Genomic DNA, 23745 nt, shown 5'->3' with positions numbered 1-23745 from the left:
ACCGGCGAATGTGTCAAAGGGGCTGTCCCTTTGACACATTGCGCTCGACTACTCGTCAACGATCTCGGCAAGCCAGACGTTCAGCGTATCGACCTCGGGGCAGCAGAACTTTGCCGTACCGGGCTCGTTGCCAGGCACAGTTCCGCCATAGCGCAGGATATCGATATAGGGAAAGCCCACATGGCAGGCCATGGCGCACATCTTGCCGCGGTCTCGGTCGAAGTCAAAAACGTCGCCCGGCTTGTGACCATGGTGGCAGCGGCACGCACCCAGCTGGTCCACGCAGCTCACGCGGATACGCGGACGCTTGCCACGCGGCGCGCCGAGCGGCTTGTTATCGCCCGCAGGCTTGATGCCGCCCTCGCCAGCATTACTCATGGTCAATCACATCCAGGCAGGCCTCGATGGGCAGGCCGGCGGACTTGTCCTCTTGGTCGGCATTGCGCTCGATAAGCTCAGCCACCACACGCATGGCATCGGCCGTTGCGCGCTGCAGGCTCCAACCGGCCATCACGCGGCCGACGAGCACCGCCGAGAACGTGTCGCCCGTGCCCGGGAAGTAGACCGGGATCAGGTCGAAGGGAATCGTAAAGTACCCCCCCGCCACATGGTCGTAACCGATGACGACATTCGCACCGTCGACCACAGCGCTCGTAATGACCACCGACTTGGCGCCCAGGGCACGCACGGCATCCACAAGAGCACGGCCCTCATCGGGCATGATTTGCTCGGCAATGGGCGCATCGGTAAGCAGGCACGCCTCGGTGTAGTTTGGCACCGCATAGTCGGCGCACTCGAGCAGGCTGCGCATGAGACCGATCGTGGACTCGGGCACGCCGGCGTAGAGCTTGCCGTTGTCGCCCATGATGGGATCGACGAAAACCTTAGTGCCCTTTTGCGCGCAGCGGTGGCAGAAGTCCGAAATGATGCGCGTCTCTTCCTCGGTCACGATAAAGCCGGTCGAGATGGCGTCGAACTCAAAGCCGAGCTCCTCCCAGATAGCGAGGCTTTGGCGCACGTACTCCGTGGTGTCGTGGATGTAGAACTTGGGATAGTTGAGCGTATCGGACACAAGTGCCGTCGGCAGGTTATGGATACGGTAGCCCATGTGCGACAGCACCGGCAGCATGGCGGAAAGCGCAACCTTGCCGTAGCCGCACATATCGTTGATCAGCAGCAGCTGAGTGTTCTTCATGAGGGTCTCCCTTGGTTCGGGCACGGCGCAGCAGCGCCACAGTGCGACTAAGTGTAGCGCAGGGAGCGTTTGCAGCGTCGAGCCGTTACGCGGTTTGGTAAAACCGCGTAACCACTAGTTTGGTACCTTGACATTCATTTCTCATGCTCCTAGATTAGTTAGGCACAAAACAATTCCACTACCTAACTAAAGAAAGGAGCGAAGATTAGATATGTGTGTTGAACCACACGCCCATCCGCATGAACCCGGCGACGACCCCTCGCAGCCGGTAGACGAGCCCGAGACTCAGTCCAAGGAGGACCGTCTCGCCAAGAGAATCCTCCATGGGCTGGGGTTTTGCGGCCATTACATGCATTTTCACGGCGGCGGCATATCTGGCAAGGCGCCTATTGTCTGCCTACTCGCCAAGCAGCCGACCGGCGAGCTGTCCCAACAGGAGCTCGGCATGCACTTCGACCTCAAGCCGGGGTCCCTTTCCGAGATTCTGTCCAAGCTCGAACTGGGCGGTCTTATCGAGCGCAGTCGCAATCCCAAAGACCGTCGGCAGCTCACCATCCGCCTGACCGATGCGGGATGGGAAAAGGCCCGCGTTGAGCAGGCGGCCCGCATCCGCTTTAGAGAGCAGGCCTTTAGCGCGCTCACCCACGACGAGCGCGAGCAGCTCGCCGAAATGCTCGAGAAAATCCGTGTAACCTGGGAGGAACTGGATGATTAAAACCCTCATGGGAAGCATCCGCGACTATATGAAAGTCACCGTTGCCACGCCATTGCTCGTGCTTGGCGAGGTGCTCTGCGAGATGCTGATTCCATTTATCACCGCCAACCTGATCGATGCCATCAAAGACGGCGCCACCGTTACCGAGATGCTGCCCACCGCCGGCTTTTTGGTACTCATCGCGCTAACATCGCTTGCTTTTGGCGCCGCTGCCGGCGTCACCTGCAGCCATGCCAGCTGCGGCTTTGCCAAGAACCTGCGTCACGACCTGTTCTACAAGATCCAGACGTTCAGCTTTGCCAACATCGATGAGTTCTCGAGCTCCTCACTCGTCACGCGCCTGACCACCGATATCAACAACGTGCAGCAGGCCTTTATGATGCTCATCCGCATCGCCGTGCGCTCGCCGCTGGTGCTGGTCTTTGCCTTTACCATGGCATACGCCATGGGCGGCAGCGTCGCCATGGTCTACCTGGTCATCATTCCGCTGCTGGGCTTTGGGCTGTTCTTTATCATCTTTAAGGTGCGCCCCATCTTCTCGCGCGTGTTCCACAAGTACGACGCCCTTAACGAGTCCGTCGAGGAAAACGTCACCGGCATGCGCGTGGTCAAGAGTTACGTGCGCCAGGACTACGAGAAGGAGAAGTTCGCCACCGCCGCGCGCGACGTCCAGATGGACTTCACCCGCGCCGAGAAGCTGCTCGCCTTCAACAACCCCATGATGAACATCTGCGTCAACGGCGCGTTCGTCGTCATCATCTACCTGGGCTCCAAGCTCATCATCACGAGCCAGGGCACCCTGTTCGACGTGGGCCAGCTCTCCTCCATCTTTACCTACGGCTTCCAGATCCTCATGAGCCTAATGCAGCTGTCGATGATCTTTGTCATGGTAACCATGGCAGACGAGTCGGCGCACCGCATTACCGAGGTGCTAGCCGCCGAGCCCACGATCGCCAACCCGACCGAGCCCGTGCACGAGGTTGCCGACGGCTCCATCGACTTCGATCACGTGAGCTTTAAGTATTCCGAGCATGCCCGCCGCCAGGCGCTCGACGATATCGACCTGCATATTAAGAGCGGCGAGACCATCGGCATTATCGGTGGCACCGGCTCGGCCAAGTCGACGCTCGTGAACCTGATCGCCCGCCTGTACGATGTCACGGAGGGCACCGTGCGCGTCGGCGGCGTGGACGTGCGCGACTACGACCTGGACGCGCTGCGCCACCAGGTAGCCATGGTCCTGCAGAAAAACGTGCTGTTTAGCGGCACCATCGCCGAGAACCTGCGCTGGGGCGACCCAAACGCCACCGACGAGGAGGTCCGCGAGGCCGCACATCTGGCCTGCGCCGACGAGTTTGTCGACGGCTTCCCCAAGGGCTACGACACCTGGATTGAGCAGGGCGGCTCCAACGTCTCCGGCGGCCAGAAGCAGCGCCTGTGCATCGCGCGCGCCCTGCTGCGTCGCCCCAAGATTCTGATCCTGGACGACTCCACGAGCGCCGTCGACACCAAGACCGACGCCAAGATCCGCGAGGGCCTGGCGAGCTACCTGCCCAACACGACCAAGCTCATCATCGCCCAGCGCATCAGCTCCGTGCAGGACGCCGACCGCATCATCGTCATGGAGGGCGGCCGCATCAAGGACATCGGCAACCACGATGAGCTGCTCAAGACGAGCGAGATCTACCGCGAGACCTTTACCTCGCAAAATAAGATGAGTGCCGAGGGCGAGGAGGCGGCCGAGACCGCCGCAGCCGACACCGAGGCATCCGCACCGCAAGCTCAGATCCAGGAAGGAGGCGAGGCGCATGAGTAAGGCAGCTACCGCCGAGCGCGCGCGCAACCGCAAGGGCGGCACCATGTCGCGCCTCATCAAGACGCTCTTTGGCTTCTACCCCGTGCTTTTGCCCCTCGTCGTTGTCGGCGTGGTGCTCTGCGCCATCATCAACTCCATCGGTGCGACCTTCCTTCAGAGCGCTCTGCAGATTATTAGCGAATCGTGGCAGTCGGGCGATTGGGAAGCCGCACAGCCCAAGATCGCACAGCTCGTGACCACCCTCGCCTGCATCTACGGCATCGGCATCCTGTCTTCGCTCTTCTGGAACCGCGCCATGGCCATCGTCACGCAGGGCTCGCTCGAGAAGCTGCGCGAGAAGATGTTCAACCGTATGCAGGACCTGCCGATTCGCTACTTCGACACGCATCAGCGCGGCGACATCATGAGCCACTACACCAACGACATCGACACGCTGCGCCAGATGATCAGCCAGTCGCTGCCCAACCTGCTCATGACGACCATCGTCATCGTCACGGTGTTCTTTATCATGCTGTACTACAGCGTGTGGATGTGCCTGGTCATTGTGGCCGGCGTCGCCTTTATGACCTTTATGACCAAGCTGCTCGGCTCCAACTCCGCGCGCTTCTTCATTGCGCAGCAGACCGAGCTCGGCGTGGTCGAGGGCCATATCGAGGAAGTCATGAACGGCCAGAAGGTCGTCAAGGCATTCTGCCACGAGTCTGCCGCCGAGGCCGATTTTGACGAGCGCAACGAAAAGCTCTTCGAGGTCTCGCAGAAGGCCAACATGTACGCCAACATCCTCATGCCTATCCTTATGAACCTGGGCAACCTGCTCTACGTGCTGGTCGCACTGGCAGGCGGCATTTTCCTGGCGCTGGGCGTGCCCAATCTGAGCATCTCGGGCATGACGCTGTCCATCGCCGTCGTAGTGCCGTTCCTCAACATGACCAAGCAGTTCTGCGGACAGATCGGTCAGATCTCGCAGCAGATCAACGCCGTGGTCATGGGCCTCGCCGGCGCCGACCGCATCTTTGAGCTCATCGACGAGGAGCCCGAAGCCGACGAAGGCTATGTGACGCTCGTCAACGCGCAGGTCAACCCCGACACCTGGCAGCTCGAGGAGGCCGACCACCACACCGGCATGTGGGCGTGGAAACATCCGCACCGCGCAACCGGCGAGATCGAGTACGTGCCGCTGCGTGGCGACCTGGTCATGGACAACGTCGACTTTGGCTACACGCCCGACCACGAGGTGCTGCACGGCGTGTCCGTGTTTGCCAAGCCGGGCCAGAAGGTCGCGTTTGTCGGCGCCACCGGTGCCGGTAAGACGACCATCACCAACCTCATCAACCGCTTCTATGACATCGCCGACGGCAAGATTCGCTACGACGGCATCAACGTCAACAAGATCCGCAAGGCAGACCTGCGCCGCTCGCTGGGCGTGGTGCTGCAGGACGTAAACCTGTTCACCGGCACCGTGATGGATAACATCCGCTACGGCAATCTGGATGCCACCGACGAGGAGTGCATCGCGGCAGCAAAGCTCGCCGGCGCGGACGACTTTATCACCCGCCTGCCCGACGGCTACGACACGATGCTCACCGGCAACGGCGCCCAGCTGTCGCAGGGCCAGCGCCAGCTGATCTCGATCGCACGCGCCGCCGTCGCCGATCCGCCGGCGATGATCCTGGACGAGGCCACGTCGAGCATCGATACCCGCACCGAGGCCATCGTGCAAGCCGGCATGGACAAGCTCATGGAAGGCCGCACGACGTTTGTCATCGCGCACCGCCTGTCCACCGTGCGCAACTCCGACGCGATCATCTGTCTGGATCACGGCCGCATCATCGAGCGCGGCAACCACGACGAGCTGATTGCCAAGCGCGGGTATTACTACCAGCTCTATACCGGAGCGTTTGAGCTGGAGTAGTTCGGCTCGCCGAGATGGCCGATTTGCCGCTCATTCGTCGGGCATGACCCTAAGGTCAATGCCCTCCTCTTTCGGGGCAAATCGACTCATCTCAACGACCCAAACACAATGCACCGCAACGAATAAAGCCTCCGCAGCCACACGAGCTGCGGAGGCTTTATTCATGCCGGCCGGAAACCGTATCCCACTTTTCGGGCCCAAAATGGGATGCCGTTTCCCGCTGGACCCCCTCCGGGAAACGGCATCCCATTTCAAGGGAGTAAACCGGGATGTGATTTCCCCTAACGGCACCTTTGGGAAGCCGCATCCCACTCTAGACGCACAAAACGGGATGAGCTTTCCCATGGTGATCCAAGACCAGAAGCATGTCCGATAGCGCGGCCAGGTCAAGAACAACAAGGCAAGCGTCACGCCAATTTGGACGAGCGTCTGCTGCAGTTTGAGGCTGCTGGCCCATATGGTAGAGTTAACCACCCATGAATTTCAGCACACTGCGTGCTACCTGTTCTTTTGTCATTTAGGGGAGTGAACTTGTGAATACTTCTGTCGCCAAGAAGGCCGGCCAGGCGGTGCGCCTGCTCATGATGGTGCTCACGGCAGTTCTCATCTTCTTCTTCATCAATGTTATGCTGCTCGTCTCCGATATCCAGGGCACGGCGCGTGTGGTCAACTACGCCGGCCTGATACGCGGCACCACGCAGCGCATCGTGAAGCTCGAGGACGCAGGCCAGTCACAAGACGACCTGCTCAAGGCCGTGGATTCATACATTAACGGCTTGCGCTACGGAAGCGACGACCTCAATCTCGTCCGTCTCGACGACGATGAGTATCAGGCAAAGATGACCGAGCTTGCAAATTATTTTGATGAGCTTTGCACCGAGATCATCCGCGTGCGCGAAGTCGGCTATGAGAACACCGACATCATCTCCATGAGCGAGGAGTTCTTTGGCATTTGCGACGATGCTACGCGACTCGCAGAGGACTACTCTCAGGAGAAGGCGTCGGCGCTCAACTATCTCGAGGGCTTGGTGATCATCGACATCGTGGGCTTGGTGGCGACCTTTGCGGTCGAACTTGTTCGCGCGGTGCGCACTGCCGCGCTCAACCGAGAGCTGCAGAGCAAAGTCTATCTCGACGAAGCCACGGGACTGCCCAACAAGAACAAGTGCAAGGAGATCTTGGGGCAGGAGCGGCCTGTCTCCGCGGAGGCGCCCGTTGCGGTGTGCGTCTTCGACCTTAACAATCTGCATACGGTCAATAACAACTTCGGCCACGAGAAGGGCGACGAATACATCCGTTCTTTTGCCCAGCAGCTGGGGTGCGTGGCGTCCGAGACCTGCTTTGTGGGCCGCGACGGTGGCGATGAGTTTATCGCGGTGCTGCGGGATGCCGATCGAGCTGCCGTGGAGTCCTGTCTCGCTCGGGTTCGTGCGAACGTGAACGAGCATTCCGAGGCTCATCCCGACATGCCTATCAGCTATGCAGTGGGCTACGCGCTTTCCAGTGATTTTGATGAACCGCCTACGATGCGCGAGCTCTTTTCCCAGGCCGACAAAAACATGTACATCGACAAGAACCGCGTAAAGACAGCTGAGGCAGCCGGGCTGCAACGCGAGGACCGCTAAACCCGTCCCAAATGAGCTATTTGAGAAGTTGTGCCATGGCGTTGACGAATTTTTGGACTTGGAGGGTGGGCTCGAGCGGATAGTGCAGAAAGACTGGCACCTCGCGACCGCATAGGAACGGCACGCCCACAAAGGCCGGGTGCACCCCCGACCACGCCCCGCAGGTGAGCACCGCGTCGCCCTTTTCCTCCGCCTCGTTAAAGAGCGCAAAGTCGAAGCTATCCACATCGATCACGTCCACACCGCCGTCGGCCAAAAGGTCGATACGCAGACTGTCCATGGCGTCGTTGCCGTGGCGGAGCACGCGCAGGCGCATGCCCTCCAAGTCGGCAACCGTAATGCGTGTCGTGCGCGCCAGCGGGCTCGTGCGCGGCAGGTCGATATAAAACGGCACGTTAACGATGCGGAGCTTTTGACAGGTGTCGCCCCAGCGCGGTGTCGAAAAACTCGACTGCACCACATCCACCTCGCGACCAAGGCTGCGCATGACGGATTCGCGCTCGTCATAGAGGTCGCTTACCGGCACGATCTCGAAGCGCAGCGATGGCTCCAGATCGTGGATGCCCGACCACATCGACAGCGTCTGGCGCCCCGGGCACATCATCGACACGCCCAGGCGCACGGCACCGCCATCGCCCGCCGCGCGTCGGGCGCGGCGCAGCGCGTCCTCGGACTGCCGCATGATCGAGCGCGCGTCGTCCACCAGCAGAGCGCCCGCCGGCGTCACCTTAACACCCGAATGCGAGCGCTCGAACAACGTGATGCCAAACTCGGCCTCGAAACCCGACACCTGTTTGACGAGCGCCGGGGTCGACACGCGCAATTTTGCCGCCGCACGTGAGAAGCTTCCCAGCTCCGCGGCGGCCGATATGGCCTCGAGTCGTCGATCGTACACGTCAATCTCCCGTTTTCGCGCCTGTGAACGCATGGCGCCACAGGGGGTCGTTTTGGCAGGTCACGCGCTCGATTGAGAAAAACTGCATCGCACAGTATAAACCTACGGTTAACGCCATTCTAACAAATATGCAATTCACCTGCGCAAATGCAAAGCATACGATAACCAGCGAAAACCACGTGGGTCGGTTAATGGGAGCGACCCACCGGGAGGCACAAGAAGGGAAGTTCCTATGAGCAATTGGCTTAAGCTCGAGGGCGATGTCTGCGCCGTGACTGGCGCGCTCGGCGGTATGGGCGTCGAGATTTGCCGCGAGTTCGCCCGCAACGGCGCCAACGTCGTCCTGCTCGACCTGGACGAGGAAAAGGTCAAGGCCGCAGCCGCCGACCTCGCCGCCGAGTTTGGCATCCACGCCGAGGGTTACAAGATGAACGCCACCGATGAGGCCGAGGTTCAGGCCGCCGTCGACGCCACCATCACCGACTTCGGCCGCGTCGACGTCCTCGTCAACACCGCCGGCATCCTGCGCTTCGCCGCCATGGAGGACCTGCCGCTGAGCGACTGGGAGCAGGTGCTCAACGTCAACCTCACCGGTTACTTCATCACCTCGCAGCGCTTTGGTCGCGAGATGATCAAGGCCGGCCAGGGCCGCCTGGTGCACATCTCGACCGTTGCCAGCCACTCCCCCGAGACGTTCTCGGGCGTGTACAGCTCCACCAAGGCCGGCGTCAACATGATGTCCAAGATGCTCGCCGCCGAGTGGGGCCCCTACGGCGTCCGCTCCAACTGCGTCGAGCCTTGCTTCGTTAAGACCCCGATGTCGGCCAACTTCTACGCCGACCCCGAGGTCGAAAAGAGCCGCAGCCGCCTGATCGCCACGCGCCGCATCGGCGAGGTCAGCGATATCGCCAACGCCGTCATGTTCCTGGCGTCCAAGCGCTCGGACTTTACCACCGGCGACGCCATCAAGGTCGACGGCGGCTTCTCCAACATGATGGGCGACCTCACCGCCAAGCCCGGCGGCCGTCGCGCCTATGCCGACAACTACCTTAAGAACAAGGGTGTCGAGCTCTGGTCCGATGAGTCCGGCGTCGCCAAGCCGACTGACCAGTAAACCAACCTAACAGGGAGGCCCGCGGACACGCCCGCTCCTCCCCCGTATCGATCAGAAAGAGTCCAATGGCTTCCACCAACTTTAACAAGGGTCGCGCCGTCGTGCTTTCCGCCGCGTGCGTCACCATGTTCTTCATCAGCTCCATCGCGCTGTATTCCGTCGTGAGCAAGAACCTGCTCGCCGTCTACCCCGAGTGGTCGAGCGCCCTTACCTGGGCTTTCCCGGTCTTTCAGACCATCATGGCCGTGACGGGCATCTTCGCCGGCCGCATCTCCGATAAGATCGGCCCGCGCAACGTCGTGATCGCCGCCGCCGTGTGCTACGGCCTGGGCTGGTTCATGTCCGGCACCGTCACCGAGCCGTGGCAGTTCTACCTGTGGTTCTCGCTTGTCGCCGCCATCGGCAACGGCCTGGGCTACAATCCGGCGCTCACCACCGGCCAAAAGTGGTTCATCGACAAGAAGGGTCTCGCCTCCGGCATCACCCTGGCCGCTTCGACCGCCGGTCCCGCCGTGCTGTCCCCGGTGCTCGCCTCGCTGCTCATCCCGAGCCTGGGCATCTTTGGCGCCCTTAAGGCGCTCGGAGTCATCTTCTTTGTGATGATCGCCGTCTCCGCCCTGTTCCTGAAGGCCCCCGAGGCCGGTTGGCTGCCCGAGGGCTTCGAGGCCCCCAAGGGCGGTGCGCACGCCGGCACCTTCGGTGACCTCACCCCGGGCGAGATGGTCAAGACCCCGCGTTTCTGGGTCCTCATCGTCACCTTCGCCTTTGCCGCCACCGCGGGCACCCTGCTCGTCGGCAAGGTTGCCTCCATCGCCGCCGTCCAGCTCTTCACCGACCCCACGAGCGCCGCGGCCGTCGCCCTCGGCGGCGTGGTCGTCTCCGTCAACACCTGCGCCAACCTGGTTGGCCGTCTGTCCTTTGGTCAGATCATCGACAAGCTCGGCGCCTATAAGTCGCTGCTCATCAGCCTTGTCGTCACCATCGTCGCACTCGTCATCATGTCGATGAGCTTTACGCAGGCCATGTTCTTTGTGGCGCTCGCTCTGCTCGGCTTTAGCTTTGGCGCCCTGCTCGTCATCTACCCGCCGCTCACCGGTGGCGCCTTTGGTACCAGCAACATCGGCGTCAACTACGGCATCATGTTTTTGGGTTATGCCGCTTCCACCTGGATCAGCCAGCCCATCACCGCCGTGCTGTATCATGCCGAGGCCGGCAGCGCCGCCTACCAGCAGTCCTTCTACGGCGCCATTGTGATCGCCGCCATCGCCGTCGTGCTCACCGTCTACATGATGGTCTCCGACAGCAAGAAGAAGTCCGCCTAGTTTTACCGATGCGACAAAGGGACAGTCCCTTTGTCGCATTCCACCGGTCACCAGTATTAAGGAGTCGAAATGTCTGAGCTCAACCCCGTCCGCATTGCCGTTATCGGCGCCGGCGCCATGGGCCGCAACCACATCCGCTTTGTCACCGAGGAGCCCGAGGCCGAGCTCGTCGCCATCGCCGACGCCTTTGAGGGCGCCCGCGCCACGGCTGAGGCCGCCGGCGTGCCGTTCTTCACCGATCCCGCCCAGATGATGGACGAGGTTAAGCCCGAGGCCGTCATCATCGCCACGCCCAACGACCTGCACCTGGGCGTTGCCCGCGAGGCTGTGAAGCGCAATATCGTGCCGCTGGTCGAAAAGCCGATCTCCAACGACCTGGAGGATGCCCAGGCTTTCGCTGCCGAGGCCGAGACCGCCGGCGTGCCCGTGCTCGTGGGTCAGCACCGTCGCCACAACCCCTTCGTCAACAAGGCCAAGGAGATCATCGAGTCCGGCGAGCTGGGCAAGCTCACCGTGTCGAGCTTCCACTACATGATCTATAAGAATGACGAGTACTTCGATGTCGAATGGCGCCGCAAGAAGGGTGCCGGCCCGATCCTGGTCAACCTGGTGCACGACGTCGACCTGCTCCGCTACCTGCTGGGCGAGCCCGTTGCCGTCCAGGGTATGCAGTCCAGCGCCGCCCGCGGTTTTGAGACCGAGGACTCCGCCGTGGTCAACGTCCGTTTTGCCGATGGCGCGCTCGCAAGCATGACCATCTCCGACGCCACCGCCAGCCCCTGGAACTGGGAGGCAACCGCTCGCGAGGACCCGCAGTACCGCCCCTTCGACGCCGACGCCTACTTTATCGGCGGCACTAAGGGCGCCCTGTCGCTGCCCCGCCTGCACCAGTTCTCCTACGACGGCGCCTCCAACTGGCACAAGCCGCTGCAGATGGAGATTCCGGCCGTCGACCCGGCACTGCCGCACAAGATGCAGCTCAGGCACTTTGTGAAGGTTGTCCGCCGCGAGGTCGAGCCCGTCGTGACCCCCGCCGACAACGTTAAGACGCTCACGCTTCTCAACGCTATCAAGGAGGCCGCCGAGACCGGCCAGCTCGTCGAGCTGTAATGCCTTAAGAGCGACCGCGGCAGAAACCCCATGCCGAACCCTTCGGTCCGTCACCAACAAGCCCCTCTTCTTTGCCCCGCGAGCAGCCTCCTGCCCGCGGGGCATTTTGCTACCTTGCCGACGATTTTTCTGGGGCGGGGGCTATTTTGCACCTCGGCTTGATTCGTTCGCCACGAAATGGGCCTATCTACTACGTTTAACCGACCGCCCTCAACCATGCCGAATTTCCTAAAATCAAAAGCGCAGGTAGACGGCTTGCGCATTCTCGGAAAACCGGGGGATGGTCGACCCATACGGTTCAAACGTAGTAGATAGGTCGTTTTCGTGGCGCGGGCCCAAAACAGTCTTTTGAAACGGGTGGTATCCTTGGTAGCCCTGTGCTGCAAACGCACCTTAAACGCAAGGAGTCCCATGGATCTTATCGCCCAGCTCGCCCACGAGCTCAACCTTAAGGCCGCCAACATCGAGGCAGCCGTCAAGCTCATCGACGAGGGCAACACCATCCCCTTTATCTCGCGCTACCGCAAGGAAGCCACAGGCGGAATGGACGACGTCGCCCTGCGCGCACTCGACGAGCGCCTGTCCTACCTGCGCAATCTTGAACAGCGCAAAGAGGACGTCATTCTGCTCATCGACGCCCAGGGCAAACTTACGCCCGAGCTCGAACAGCAAATTCGCGAGGCCACGCAGCTCCAGCGTGTCGAGGACCTCTACAAGCCCTACCGCAAAAAGCGCATGACCCGCGCACAGAAGGCCCGCGAGGCAGGCCTGGAGCCACTTGCCAACATGGTCATCATGCAGGCCTCGGCCAAGGGCAGCGCGCTCGACGCCGCCGCGGCATACGTCAACGAGGAAGCCGGCTTCGACACGCCCGAGAAGGCGCTCGCCGGCGCGGCGGACATCGTGGCCGAGACGGTGGCCGAGGACCCCGAGAACGTCGCCGACCTGCGTGCCTTTACGCAAAACACCGCAGACATCGTCGTCGAGGCCACCGACCCCACCGAGAAGACCCCCTACGAGCCGTACTACAGCTATGATGAGCCGCTGCGCCGTATACCCAACCACCGCGTGCTGGCTATCGACCGCGGTGAGCGCGAGGGCAAGCTCCGCGTGCGCGTGAACGTCGACGGCGCCGCCGCCACGGCACGCCTCGGCAGCCGTTGGCCCCGACGCCAGGGCGTCTTCGCGCCCGTCTTTGACGCCGCCATCGCCGACGGCTACAAGCGCCTCATGGCCCCCTCGCTGGAGCGCGAGGCCCGCGCCAAACTCACCGTCCGTGCGCAGACCGAGGCCATCAATGTCTTTGCCAAGAATCTCGAGGGCCTGCTCTCGGCACGCCCCGTGCGCGGCGCCCGCGTGCTCGCGCTCGATCCGGGCTACCGCACCGGCTGCAAGGTCGCCGTCATGGACGAGACCGGCAAGCTGCTCGACCACGGCGTGGTCTATCCCACCAAGCCGCGCCACGACGTCGCCGGCACCAAGCGCGAGCTCGCCCGCCTCGTCAAAAAGGACAGCGTCAACACCATCGTCATCGGCAACGGCACCGCCAGCCGCGAGACCGAGGAAGTCGTCTCGGAGTTCATCGCCGAGCAGGCGCCTGAGCTGCGATACACCATCGTCAACGAGGCCGGCGCATCGGTGTACTCCGCCTCCGAGCTCGCCAGCCAGGAGTATCCCGATCTGGACGTCACCGTGCGTGGCGCCATGAGCCTGGGCCGCCGTCTACAGGACCCGCTGGCAGAGCTCGTCAAGATCCCGCCCCAGTCCATCGGCGTTGGCCAGTACCAGCACGACCTTGACCAGGCCGAGCTTTCGCACACCCTGGGCCATGTGGTGGAGGACGTCGTCAACCGCGTGGGCGTCGACGTGAATACCGCGAGCGCGAGCCTGCTGGGATACGTATCGGGCATCACGCCGAGCGTGGCCAAGAACATCGTGGCCTACCGCGAGGAAAACGGCGCCTTTACCGATCGCCGCCAGCTTAAGAAGGTCCCCAAGCTGGGGCCCAAGGCATATCTCAACGCCGCGGGCTTCCTGCGCATCAGCGGCGGTAAGAACCCGCTCGACGCGACGAGCGTCCACCCCGAGAGCTACGAGGTAGCCACGGCCGTCCTTGAGCGCGCAGGCGTGGCGGCAAGCGAGCTTAGCCGCGGCGGCGTACCCGACATCGAGCGCCGTCTGGGCAGCATCTCGACGCTGGCAAGCGACCTGGACTGCGGCACCCTCACGCTCATCGACATCGTCAACGAGCTCAAGAAGCCCGGCCGCGACCCGCGCGACGACGCGCCCGAGGTGGTCTTTAGCCGCTCGGCACTTTCCATCGACGATCTGGAACCCGGCATGGAACTCAAGGGCACGGTGCGCAACGTCGTCGACTTTGGCGCCTTCGTCGACGTGGGAGTGCACCAGGACGGCCTCGTACATATCTCTAAGCTGGCCAACCGCTTTGTCAAGCACCCCAGCGACGTCGTGCGCGTCGGTGACACGGTCAAGGTGTGGGTCGAAAAGGTCGATCGCGACCGCAAGAAGATCTCGCTCACCATGGTGCAGGGCAAGTAAACCGCCAAAGCAAAGGTACCCCCTGTAGCGATGTGCAAAATCGCGAGTATTCTGCAAATTCCACCGTTCCGGATGCCCCTCAGAGACGAAAAAGCAAAAAACAGCCCCCGTTTTAGCGTCGTCAGAGCCAAAACGGGGGCCGTTCCATGCTTCGGTTAACTGATAAAGACCTTTACCTTGCTGAATACTCTCAATTTTGCACGGCGCAGGCGGGGGTACCCTTGCTTACGGCAGGATATGGAAACCGAGCGCCGCGATATCCTTGGCAAAGCCGCGGACGGTGTCGAGCGAGACCTCGTACGGGTCGCGACCGATGTTCTTGCGCTTGGCCAGGATGCTGTTGGGCACCGTAATGATCTGGCAACCGCAGGCTTCTGCCTGGTAAATGTTGATGAGCTCGCGCGTGGACGCCCACAGGACCTCACAGTTGGGCTTGATGGCGGCCTTCTTGACCGACTCCGTCATAAACGGAATGGGGTCGACGCCGGTGTCGGCGATGCGGCCGGCAAAGAGCGAGATGATGGACGGCGTCTCGGTGTCAACGGCCTCGAGCATCTCGTCAACCTGCTTAGGCGTAAAGATGGTGGTGACGTTGACCTTGATGCCGTCGGCCGAAAGCTTGCGCACCAGCTCGGCGGTTGACTCGCCCTTGGTGGTCACGCACGGAATCTTGACGTAGACGTTCTCGGCCCAGGTAGCGATCTCGCGCGCCTCGACCTCCATGGTCTCGACGTCGTCGGCAAAGACCTCAAACGAGACGGACACATCGGTGATGTGGGTCAAGACCTCTTTGGCAAACGCACGGTAATCCGTCACGCCGCCCTTCTTCATAAGGGACGGGTTGGTCGTGAAACCCTGAACGTTGCCGTTCTCGTACATGTCGAGCATGCCCTCGAGGTTTGCACCGTCAGCGAACACCTTGATTGCCATCTGCCTGATTCCTTTCGTTAGCATACGGCCGATAAACTGCTAAACACTTTACCTACGTTTATCAAGGCGTGAGCTGCGGTTTTTTATCTTCTCGGCGAACGGTATAAACACCTCAGTGTTTGGATTGATAAATCGATTGAGCATGTAAAAGCAAAGAGTCGCAGTTTGGGCAAACGTCAGAACGCGGGATTCATTAGATGAGGCCGAAATGCTGCATCGCTGTGACGGTGCCGTCGTGTGCGACATCATCAGTCACGTAGTCGGCGAGCGCCTTGACCTCGGGCATGGCGTTGCCCATGGCCACGGCCGTCTCGACAGCGGCGAGCATACCCAGATCGTTGCCGGAATCGCCAAAGCCAAAGGTGCGCGCGTTGCCGGTGCGACCCAGGTATTCCAGCGCTCGCGCCACGCCCACGCCCTTGTCAATGCCCTTGGGGCTCAGCTCGCGATTCTGACCACCGGTGTTGCACAGCTCAAACTCGCGATCGATAAAGCCGTCATCGTTGGCTACGCGAGCCAGGTAGCTCGCGACGATGCACACCTTGCCCACGCGCAGACGGCCGTCGACGCGCATCTCCTCGGCGCTGTGCACCACAGAAGTGCCGATCAGAGACGGCTGCTCAACACCCGCGGGTTCCAGGGCAAAGGTAGCCACGTTGGTCTCGAAAAAGGCTTCAATCCCTGCCGCGGCCATACGGCGTGCCAGCTCCTCGATAACGTCCTCATCAAAGCAGTCCTCGTGTACCACGCGGCCCTCGACCTCGAGCGTCGCTCCCGCCATGGCAACGACACCCGCCGGGTTCAGCGCGCGCAGGCCATCGGCAATCAGCCACAAGGGACGACCCGTGCAGATAAATGCCTGGTGTCCCGCGTCGCGCAGACGATGAAACGCCTCGACGACCGCCTGCGAGGGGTGAACCGCCGAAAAGTCCTTGTCGGTCATGTTGTCGGGATCGAACGACGTCAGCGTGCCGTCCACGTCAAAAAAGAGCACGGCGGAATCGGGGCACGCATCAATCATATGGGTTCCTTTCGGGGGCGAGAGTAAACGAAGTATCCATCATATAATGGAGCGACGCAACCAGAGAGGTCACCCATGGAATTTTACGCAAGCTGCCCCGAGGGCTTTGAGTCCGCACTCGCCGATGAGCTTAAACGCCTCGGGCTTTCGCATGTTCGCCGGCTGAAGGGCCGCGCTACATTTGAGGGCGAGCTCGAAGAAGGCTACCGCGCCTGTCTGTGGTCGCGCCTGGCGAGCCGTGTGTTCGTGGTACTCGGGCGCTTTGAGGCGCAGGATGCCGATGAACTGTACGATAGCGTTTACGACATCGCCTGGGAGGGCATTGTTCGCCCCGGCGCCACCATCGCCATCACCGCCCGCGGCGTGACCGAGCAGCTGCGCAACACGCGCTTCTCGGCCCTGCGCGCCAAGGACGCATTGTGCGACCGCCTGGCCGAGACCACGGGCCGTCGCGCCGATGTCGACGCCGCCGATCCCGATGTTCACCTGCTGCTTTCGCTGCGCCAGCGCCACGCGAGCATCAGCCTGGACCTTTCGGGCGACCCGCTGTTCAAACGCCTGCCGCCCGCAGCGACCCGCGCCGGCGAGGGCGCGCACGTGCTGCGCCCCGACTACGCCGCCCTGGTGCTGGCGCAGGTCGGCTGGACCGCACTGTGCGAGCGCGAGCTGACGGCCGACGACTACGAGAACGAGGCCCTGCCCACGCTGGTCGATGCCTCGTGCGCCGGCGGCGGCCTGCTGCTGGAGGCCGTGAACATTCTGACTGACCGCGCCCCGGGCGCCGCACGCGAGTGCTGGGGCTTTGAGGGCTGGCAGCTGCACGACGCCGCTCTGTGGGAGCAGCTGCTTACCGAGGAACGCGAGCGCGAGGCGGCAGCACGCGAGCGCCAGGCACGCATCGTGGCCGTGGATGTTGACCCCGCCGCTCGCAAGACCGCTGAGCGCATGGTCAAGTGCGCCGGCTACAAGCGCTTTGTCGATTTTTGCGCCGCCAAATCCGCCACCGTGCTGGACCACGCGGGCGCCGTCGCCGGTGCCGCCGTGGTCGCGGATACGACCGAGACACCGCTTTCGCTCATGCACGACGCCATGACGCTGGTCGGCGAGCTGCGCCGCGCGCCCGAGCTTGCCGCGGCGCCGGTCGCCGCGCTTACCCGCGATGGATTGCTGGCCCGCGCGCTCCACGCCGAGCCCGAGTGCTCGATCGCCGTCATGCCCAACAACGAGGAGGCGACCGTCGAAGTCTGGCCTTCGCTCGACCACGCCGCCGCAGCTTTTGAGGCTGCGACCAGTGCGGATGCCGAGGCCGAGGTCACGGATGCCGACGAAGTCAACGACAACGCCGCCGGCACTCCCATGCCCGAGCCTGCCGCCACGCTCGACCTGGGCGACGGCAAGCCGCTGCCCGTGCTCATCCCCGAATCCGAGCAGTTCGCCAACCGCCTGCGCAAGAACGCACGCCTGCGTCGCAAGTGGGCAAAGCGCGAGGGCGTGAGCTGCTACCGCGTCTACGATGCCGACCTGCCCGATTACTCCGCCGCCATCGATCTGTACGAGGGCTGCCCGCAGACGCCGGGCCGCTGGCTCGTCATCGCCGAATACGCCGCGCCCAAGACCATCGACCCCGCACTGGCCCAGGCCCGTATGCTCGACATTCTGGCCATCGCGCCGCGCATCCTAGATGTTCCCGCCGAACACGTGCACGCCAAGGCCCGCATGCGTTCGCGCGGCGGCTCGCAGTACGGCAAGCAGGGCGCCGGTAAGGGCGCATCAGGCGAGCGAGCCAATATCGCACGCCGTCGTCTGCCGCTTATCGAAGAGGGCGGCCTTACCTTTGCCGTCAACTTTGACGACTATCTGGACGTCGGCATCTTCCTGGATCACCGCGTCACCCGCAACCTGGTGCGCGAGCACGCCAAGCAGGCGCGCCGCTTCCTCAACCTGTTTGCCTACACCGGCACCGCCACCTGCTATGCGGCAGACGGCGGCGTCGAGGAGACTGTGACGGTCGACCTCTCCAACACCTATCTGGACTGGGCCGAGCGCAATATGCGCCAGAACGGCTTTGTGGGTCCGCAGCATCATTTTGTGCGCGACGACGTGCTCGCCTGGATTCGCGACCAGCGCCAGACGCGCAACCGCTGGGACCTGATCTTTGTCGACCCGCCCACGTTCTCGAACTCGTCCAAGATGGGCCGTCGCACCTGGGATGTCCAGCGCGACCATGTTGAGCTTTTGGCCGGCGTGTCGCGCCTGCTCGCACAGGGCGGCCATGCCATCTTTAGCTGCAACCTGCGCGGCTTCCGCCCCGAAACGCGCAAGCTCGCACGCGCGGGCGTGGTGCTGGAGGACATTACGGCACAGACCATCCCCGAGGACTTCGCGCGCAACCAGAAGGTGCACCACTGCTATATCGTGCGCCGCCTGCCCATCGAGGATGCCATGGCCGAGGTCGGCTTTAGCGCCGAGGAGATTGCAGAGCGAACCGAGGAACTGCGCAATCCCGAGGCCCGCAAGCCCCGTGCGGCAGTACCCGCGCACGCGCAGGCCGGCAACGGCAAGTCGAACTTTGCCGGCAAACCCTCTCCTGCCGGCAAGCTCAAAAAGAAGAAGTTCTACGCCAGCAAGCCCAAAGGCAAATAACAAAGTTGCGGTGGAATACGGACTGTTTTGCCTGGAATTAGGCAAATATAGACCGTATTTCACCGCAACTCATAGTGGGATGGTGGCCGGCGATCTAGCCTTGGGTGACCAATCGGTAACCGATACCCACATGCGTTTGAATATAGCGCGGATGCGCGGGATCGGACTCGATCTTCTTGCGCAGCGTGCCCATAAAGACACGCAGGCTCGCCAGGTCGCTCTTAGTTGCCGTGCCCCAAATCTCGTGCAGGATAAACTGGTGCGTCAGCACTTTGTCGGCGTTGTGTGCCAGCAGGCACAGGAGCTTATACTCGATCGGCGTCAGATGCAGTTCCTCGCCATCCATCGTGGCGATGCCGGCATCAAAATCGATATGCAGCTCACCGGTATCGAACGAGCCCTCGGAGGCAACACCGCCCGTTTGCGCATACGAAAGGCGCCTGAGCGTCGTGCGAATACGCGCGAGCAGCTCCTCGACCGAAAACGGCTTGGTCAGATAGTCGTCAGCACCGGCATCGAGCGCGCGGATTTTGTCCGCATCCTCGCTGCGCGCCGAGACCACGATAATCGGCATGCCCGACCATGCGCGCACCGACTCCACCACCTTGACGCCGTCCATATCGGGCAGGCCCAGATCGAGCAGCACAATGCTCGGCGTCTGCGACGAGGCGGCGGCGATGGCGGCATGGGCGGTCTCCACGGCCATATGGCGCAAGCCGTGCGCCTCGAGCGCAGCAACAATAAGATTGCGAACGGCAGGGTCGTCCTCAACGACCAAGATGAGCGGTTTTACGGCAGAGTTCGGCACGGCGCTACTCCTTATCAAACGAAACGTCGGCGACGGGAAGCTCAATCGTAAAGACCGAGCCGTGCGGGTCCGCCGCGGCAACCTCTATGCTACCGCCATGCGCCAGCGCAATGGAGCGGCAAAGCGAAAGACCCAGGCCCACGCTGCGATGGCTGTCGGCAAGACCGTGGTTGGCGGTGTAGAACGACTCAAAGATTCGCTCGCGGTCCTCGGGCGCAATGCCCGGGCCGTCATCGGCCACCGAGCACGCCACGCGTCCATCGTCGACGCTAATCGAAATCATGATATGCGAGCCTGCGGGCGTATAGGTGATGGCGTTGTTCACCAGATTGACCACCAGCTGCACCATCAGGCGCGCATCGACGTTGACGAGCGCCGGCTCATCGCACGCCACCACCTTAAGGTCGTGCTCGCGCACGGCAGGGTTCACGTGGCGCAGCGCCTCCTCCACGATATCGTCCATGAGCTCGAGCGTGGTCGACAGGCGCATACCGCCGCCCTCGAGCTTGGTGATGGCGAGCAGGTTCTCGACGGTGGCGTTGAGCCATTGCGCATCCGAGCGAATGGACAGGAGCAGGCCGCGGCGCGTCTGGGCGTCGAGCACGGCGGTGCCGGTCGAGCCCTGGTCGAGCAGCACATCGGCATTGCCCGAAATACTGGTGAGCGGCGTGCGCAGGTCATGCGAGATGGAGCGCAGCAGGTTGGCGCGCAGCTGCTCATTTTTGGCAAGCACCGCCGCCTCCTCGCGGGCCTCCATGGCGCGGGCGCGATCGAGCGCCAGCTCGCCTTCGCTCACGATGGCATCGGCAAGTGTCCGCTCCTCATGCGTCAGCACGTCGGGCTCGGCAACGATAGCCAGCACGCCCACCACCGAGGCGGGATCGCCCGAGCGCGCGAAGCCGTCGCCTGTGCGAACCGTCAGGTAGATGCCATAAAACGCCGAGCCGCCAAACGTGGCGTCGAGCGGCGTTCCCACATAGGCGGACGCCGAGAGCCGAGGCGGCATCTGCGGCGCCAGTTCGTGCACCGGTGCGGCATCGCCCACGGCCGTGTAAGTCGCGCGCGGCAGCAGGTCATCGCCCTCGGCGTCGGCGCTGTACCACACGACAGGGCAGCCCGAAAGACGCGCCAGCTGCGTGGCCATGGCGTGAACGATCTGATGCTGATCGGCGCACCGCTGCAGCATGCGGTTGGTCTCGAGCACCATATGTGTGCGGCGATCGCTGGCGGCAGCCTGTGCCAAGGCGCGGCGCAGGGCCAACGCAATCGAACTCGACACAAGCGAGACCACGAACATGATGAAGAACATGCCGGGATAGCCGCGGTCGATAAGCGACAGCGAGTAGCGCGGGTCGACAAACAAGAAGTTGTAGAGCGCCACGGCGGCAGCCGAGCTCAGCAAGCAATACAGGCGACTCCAGGTAAAGAATGCGCACAGCTGAACGGCGAACACATAGACGATCATGATGCTCGGCGCGAGACCCGGATGGTCGAGTAGCGCGCCCACAATCGTCGCCGCGACCAGCAGCCCCACCGATACGCAGGCGTCATACAGAGGAGTGCGGCGCGTCAGCGTTGTGCGCCGCCACCAAAAGCTATCGGCAATATCGCCGTCCGTACGGACGTCCATCAGCGTCCCGCCCCTCTCTCAAAAACAAAAACCACCACAAAGGGACAGGCACCTTTGTGGTGGTTTCCCTTGTGGTGGTTCCAAGTGTATAGCCTTTGCAACCGGCGGTCGCTAGACAAACAGCACGTGCGCGAGCAGGGCACACACGCACACCGCTCCAAATACCAGTGCCACGATCGAGATCACGCGGTCGGCCATGTCCATGTTGGCACGATTCGTAAAGAACCGATCTTCGGCGGCATCGGCGCGTGCCTCGCGCACCAGCTCGGTCGCAAGATCGCAACCGTCAAGCACCTTTGCATCCATGGTTTCCTCCCAGGACTCAATCCCCGTCAATACAAGCCCGCCCGTTCGCAGACAAACCTCGAGCGTCGACTACGGCCGCTCGTTGGGAGCCAGGCGCTGCATCTTGTTCACGGCCTTAAACTTGGTGAACAGCGGCACGTACTCAAAGCTCACGTTGGAGTTCTCCAGGCCGTACCAACGCGCGGGCGTGCCGGCGGCGCGGCGAATGATGTACTTGAGCGTGATGGCCGTACGCTCGCTGGGCTCCACATCGCTTTCGGGCGCCAGAAGCTTACGGATCAGGACGAACTTGAACGTGCCGATGTTACCCGGATCCTTGTAGACCGAGTAGTCATGCGTCTGCGGCGGCAGCTCGCCGGTGGCAGCCAGGTCCTGAACAACCTGACGCAGGTAGGCATTGACGCGCTGGTTGATCTTGTAGCCCAGGTACAGGTGCACGCGGAACACGTAGTCGGTGCCGAACGTCTCGACCGAATAGGCAAAGGTATGCGGCTCGTCCATGGTCTCGACATTCACGAACCACCAGGCACGAGCGCGCTTGGGATGCTTGTCCAAGATCGAGTAGACGATATCACGGTCGATGTAATCGGTATGGGTGTCCTTGGTCAGGTACACGATGTTGTCGCTCAGGCGCTCGTAGCGATCGTCATCGCGCAGGCGCTTGAGCTGCGGCAGGTAGCTGCGCAGCGGCAGCAGCGTAAACTGGCGCTGCTCAACAGCCGTACCGTTGTACCAGCACACCATGATGCCCATGATGAGCGCGGCCATGAGGATGGTGAAGTAGCCACCGTGGAAGAACTTGGTGAGCGAGCTCACGAAGAAGAAGCCTTCGAGCAAAAGGAAGAAGGCCGCGAAGATCCACGGAGCAACCTTGAGCTTGCGCTCCTCGTGCAGGTAGAAGAAGAGCAGCAGCGTGGTGCACATCATAGTCAGCGTAATGGCAAGGCCGTAGGCGGCTTCCATATGCGCCGAGTTCTGGAACAGCAGCACCACGATGACGCAGCCGACAAGCATGACGTTGTTGACCATGGGGATGTAGAGCTGGCCCTTGGTCTCGGCAGGGTAGAAGACCTGCATGTGCGGCATGAGGTCCAGACGGCTGGCCTCGGACACCAGCGAGAATGCGCCGGTGATGAGCGCCTGCGAGGCAATGATGGCCGCGACGGTGGAAAGGCCGACGGCAAAGGGACGCAGGCCCGGGGTGAGCATCTGGTAGAAGGGGTTGAGGTCGGCGATACCCATGAGCTCGGGGTTGGCGGCGTTGTTGATAAGCCAAGCGCCCTGGCCCATATAGGAAAGCAGCAGGCAGCACTTAACGAACGGCCAGGTAGCGTAGATGTTGCCGCGGCCCACGTGGCCCATGTCGGAATAGAGCGCCTCGGCACCGGTGGTGGCAAGGAAGCAGCTGCCCAGAATCATGATGCCCGCGTGGTTGTTGGGGCTCAACAAAAAGCCGATGCCACGCAGCGGGTTGAGGCACAGCAGCACCGCGGGGTACTGGAAGACAAAGAACAGACCCGTGCCGCCCAAGAACAGGAACCACAGCGTCATGATGGGGCCAAAAGCGTGACCGATCTTGGCCGTACCGATACGTTGTACCAAGAAGAGCGCGATGATGATGGCAAGCGTGATGGCCACGACGCGGCCCTGATCGTCACCCAACACGGCATGGACCGCCGGGATGGTGCGCAGGCCCTCGATGGCCGTGGTAACGGTAACGGCCGGCGTCAGGATGCCGTCGGCGAGCAACGCGGCGCCACCCAGCATGGCGGGGATGATAAGCCACTTGCCGCAGCGCCTGACCAGGCTGTACAGGGCAAAGATGCCGCCCTCACCATGGTTATCGGCGCGCAGCGAGATCAGCACGTACTTGACGGTCGTCAGCAGCGTGACCGTCCACACGACAAGGGAGAGCGCGCCGAGCACGAACTCCTCCGTGACGCTTCCGATGCCGCCGTTGCCGGCAACGAGTGCCTTGGTTACATACATGGGGCTGGTGCCGATATCGCCATACACCACGCCCAGCGTGACGAGCATCGCCGAGATGCTCACAGGAATCGCAGCGTGCGAGGCTGCCTCCTTGGCCTTTTGTTCCATAAGCCGGTTTCCTCCCAACTTTAATGTTCGAAGGGATTATAGATAAT

18 protein-coding genes are annotated in these 23745 nt (G+C 62.3%); 9 read left to right on the top strand and 9 right to left on the bottom strand.

Annotated elements, in window-relative coordinates; translation table 11 throughout:
- Positions 1-48: 48 nt before the first annotated feature.
- Both I2G40_RS06380 and I2G40_RS06375 read right to left on the bottom strand, forming a co-directional pair.
- Positions 49-378 (bottom strand): TIGR04076 family protein, encoded by a 330-nt coding sequence (locus tag I2G40_RS06380; protein ID WP_215693954.1) that lies wholly within the window; start codon positions 376-378, stop codon positions 49-51.
- Positions 371-1195, bottom strand: coding sequence for a PfkB family carbohydrate kinase (locus tag I2G40_RS06375; RefSeq protein ID WP_195544523.1), 825 nt, complete (start codon positions 1193-1195; stop codon positions 371-373). The genes I2G40_RS06380 and I2G40_RS06375 overlap by 8 nt, the downstream gene beginning before the upstream one ends.
- Before the next feature lie 211 nt (positions 1196-1406).
- Between I2G40_RS06375 and I2G40_RS06370 the strand changes: the two genes are divergently transcribed.
- The 4 genes from I2G40_RS06370 (at position 1407) to I2G40_RS09770 (ending at position 7263) form a co-directional block, all read left to right on the top strand.
- Positions 1407-1910: a MarR family winged helix-turn-helix transcriptional regulator gene (locus I2G40_RS06370; protein WP_195544522.1), complete on the top strand. Its 504-nt coding sequence runs from the start codon at positions 1407-1409 to the stop codon at positions 1908-1910.
- On the top strand, positions 1903-3726 hold the full coding sequence (locus tag I2G40_RS06365; protein ID WP_195544521.1) for an ABC transporter ATP-binding protein: 1824 nt from the start codon (positions 1903-1905) through the stop codon (positions 3724-3726). Before I2G40_RS06370 ends, I2G40_RS06365 begins: the two co-directional genes overlap by 8 nt.
- Complete coding sequence (locus tag I2G40_RS06360; RefSeq protein ID WP_195544520.1) at positions 3719-5638, top strand: ABC transporter ATP-binding protein; 1920 nt, start codon at positions 3719-3721, stop codon at positions 5636-5638. The genes I2G40_RS06365 and I2G40_RS06360 overlap by 8 nt, the downstream gene beginning before the upstream one ends.
- Before the next feature lie 533 nt (positions 5639-6171).
- Positions 6172-7263: a GGDEF domain-containing protein gene (locus I2G40_RS09770; RefSeq protein WP_324252576.1), complete on the top strand. Its 1092-nt coding sequence runs from the start codon at positions 6172-6174 to the stop codon at positions 7261-7263.
- A gap of 16 nt (positions 7264-7279) precedes the next feature.
- Here the strand turns inward: I2G40_RS09770 and I2G40_RS06350 are convergent, their stop codons facing one another.
- Positions 7280-8158 carry a LysR family transcriptional regulator gene (locus tag I2G40_RS06350; RefSeq protein WP_324252575.1) on the bottom strand — a complete coding sequence of 293 codons (879 nt, stop codon included), beginning with the start codon at positions 8156-8158 and terminating at the stop codon, positions 7280-7282.
- Between the two features lie 232 nt (positions 8159-8390).
- Here I2G40_RS06350 and I2G40_RS06345 point away from each other — a divergent pair, with 232 nt between their 5' ends.
- The 4 genes from I2G40_RS06345 (at position 8391) to I2G40_RS06330 (ending at position 14263) form a co-directional block, all read left to right on the top strand.
- Entirely contained in the window at positions 8391-9272 is an 882-nt protein-coding gene (locus I2G40_RS06345; protein ID WP_195544518.1) for an SDR family NAD(P)-dependent oxidoreductase, read from the top strand.
- A gap of 65 nt (positions 9273-9337) precedes the next feature.
- Positions 9338-10594: an MFS transporter gene (locus I2G40_RS06340; RefSeq protein WP_195544517.1), complete on the top strand. Its 1257-nt coding sequence runs from the start codon at positions 9338-9340 to the stop codon at positions 10592-10594.
- Positions 10595-10663: 69 nt separating this feature from the next.
- Entirely contained in the window at positions 10664-11704 is a 1041-nt protein-coding gene (locus I2G40_RS06335; protein WP_195544516.1) for a Gfo/Idh/MocA family protein, read from the top strand.
- Positions 11705-12115: 411 nt separating this feature from the next.
- The gene (locus I2G40_RS06330) at positions 12116-14263 is read left to right on the top strand and encodes a Tex family protein (protein ID WP_195544515.1); all 2148 of its coding nucleotides are present in this window, start codon (positions 12116-12118) and stop codon (positions 14261-14263) included.
- A gap of 225 nt (positions 14264-14488) precedes the next feature.
- On the opposite strand, the gene I2G40_RS06325 is transcribed toward I2G40_RS06330, so the two are convergent.
- A complete protein-coding gene (locus I2G40_RS06325) occupies positions 14489-15193 on the bottom strand; it encodes a transaldolase (protein ID WP_229090685.1) in 705 nt (234 codons plus the stop codon).
- Positions 15194-15386: 193 nt separating this feature from the next.
- Entirely contained in the window at positions 15387-16214 is an 828-nt protein-coding gene (locus tag I2G40_RS06320; RefSeq protein WP_195544513.1) for an HAD-IIB family hydrolase, read from the bottom strand.
- 75 nt (positions 16215-16289) lie between these two features.
- On the opposite strand from I2G40_RS06320, the gene rlmKL reads away from it, so the two are divergent.
- Positions 16290-18857: a bifunctional 23S rRNA (guanine(2069)-N(7))-methyltransferase RlmK/23S rRNA (guanine(2445)-N(2))-methyltransferase RlmL gene (rlmKL, locus tag I2G40_RS06315; RefSeq protein ID WP_195544512.1), complete on the top strand. Its 2568-nt coding sequence runs from the start codon at positions 16290-16292 to the stop codon at positions 18855-18857.
- Between the two features lie 94 nt (positions 18858-18951).
- On the opposite strand, the gene I2G40_RS06310 is transcribed toward rlmKL, so the two are convergent.
- The 4 genes from I2G40_RS06310 to I2G40_RS06295 all read right to left on the bottom strand — a co-directional run bounded on the left by I2G40_RS06310 (position 18952) and on the right by I2G40_RS06295 (position 23698).
- Positions 18952-19665, bottom strand: coding sequence for a response regulator (locus tag I2G40_RS06310; protein WP_055286278.1), 714 nt, complete (start codon positions 19663-19665; stop codon positions 18952-18954).
- 4 nt (positions 19666-19669) lie between these two features.
- Entirely contained in the window at positions 19670-21295 is a 1626-nt protein-coding gene (locus I2G40_RS06305) for an ATP-binding protein (RefSeq protein WP_195544511.1), read from the bottom strand.
- A gap of 111 nt (positions 21296-21406) precedes the next feature.
- Positions 21407-21601 (bottom strand): hypothetical protein, encoded by a 195-nt coding sequence (locus I2G40_RS06300; protein WP_195544510.1) that lies wholly within the window; start codon positions 21599-21601, stop codon positions 21407-21409.
- Positions 21602-21670: 69 nt separating this feature from the next.
- Positions 21671-23698, bottom strand: coding sequence for a KUP/HAK/KT family potassium transporter (locus I2G40_RS06295; protein WP_195544509.1), 2028 nt, complete (start codon positions 23696-23698; stop codon positions 21671-21673).
- Between the last annotated feature and the right edge of the window lie 47 nt (positions 23699-23745).

The sequence above is a fragment of the Collinsella aerofaciens genome (assembly GCF_015558785.1).
Taxonomy (GTDB): Bacteria; Actinomycetota; Coriobacteriia; order Coriobacteriales; family Coriobacteriaceae; genus Collinsella; species Collinsella aerofaciens_P.
This window is presented reverse-complemented; position numbering and strand designations above follow the sequence as displayed.

Coding starts and splice junctions, on each gene's coding strand:
- I2G40_RS06380 (WP_215693954.1), bottom strand. CDS start 378: ATGAGTAATGCTGGCGAGGGCGGCATCAAGCCTGCGGGCGATAACAAG.
- I2G40_RS06375 (WP_195544523.1), bottom strand. CDS start 1,195: ATGAAGAACACTCAGCTGCTGCTGATCAACGATATGTGCGGCTACGGC.
- I2G40_RS06370 (WP_195544522.1), top strand. CDS start 1,407: ATGTGTGTTGAACCACACGCCCATCCGCATGAACCCGGCGACGACCCC.
- I2G40_RS06365 (WP_195544521.1), top strand. CDS start 1,903: ATGATTAAAACCCTCATGGGAAGCATCCGCGACTATATGAAAGTCACC.
- I2G40_RS06360 (WP_195544520.1), top strand. CDS start 3,719: ATGAGTAAGGCAGCTACCGCCGAGCGCGCGCGCAACCGCAAGGGCGGC.
- I2G40_RS06345 (WP_195544518.1), top strand. CDS start 8,391: ATGAGCAATTGGCTTAAGCTCGAGGGCGATGTCTGCGCCGTGACTGGC.
- I2G40_RS06340 (WP_195544517.1), top strand. CDS start 9,338: ATGGCTTCCACCAACTTTAACAAGGGTCGCGCCGTCGTGCTTTCCGCC.
- I2G40_RS06335 (WP_195544516.1), top strand. CDS start 10,664: ATGTCTGAGCTCAACCCCGTCCGCATTGCCGTTATCGGCGCCGGCGCC.
- I2G40_RS06330 (WP_195544515.1), top strand. CDS start 12,116: ATGGATCTTATCGCCCAGCTCGCCCACGAGCTCAACCTTAAGGCCGCC.
- I2G40_RS06325 (WP_229090685.1), bottom strand. CDS start 15,193: ATGGCAATCAAGGTGTTCGCTGACGGTGCAAACCTCGAGGGCATGCTC.
- I2G40_RS06320 (WP_195544513.1), bottom strand. CDS start 16,214: ATGATTGATGCGTGCCCCGATTCCGCCGTGCTCTTTTTTGACGTGGAC.
- rlmKL (WP_195544512.1), top strand. CDS start 16,290: ATGGAATTTTACGCAAGCTGCCCCGAGGGCTTTGAGTCCGCACTCGCC.
- I2G40_RS06305 (WP_195544511.1), bottom strand. CDS start 21,295: ATGGACGTCCGTACGGACGGCGATATTGCCGATAGCTTTTGGTGGCGG.
- I2G40_RS06300 (WP_195544510.1), bottom strand. CDS start 21,601: ATGGATGCAAAGGTGCTTGACGGTTGCGATCTTGCGACCGAGCTGGTG.
- I2G40_RS06295 (WP_195544509.1), bottom strand. CDS start 23,698: ATGGAACAAAAGGCCAAGGAGGCAGCCTCGCACGCTGCGATTCCTGTG.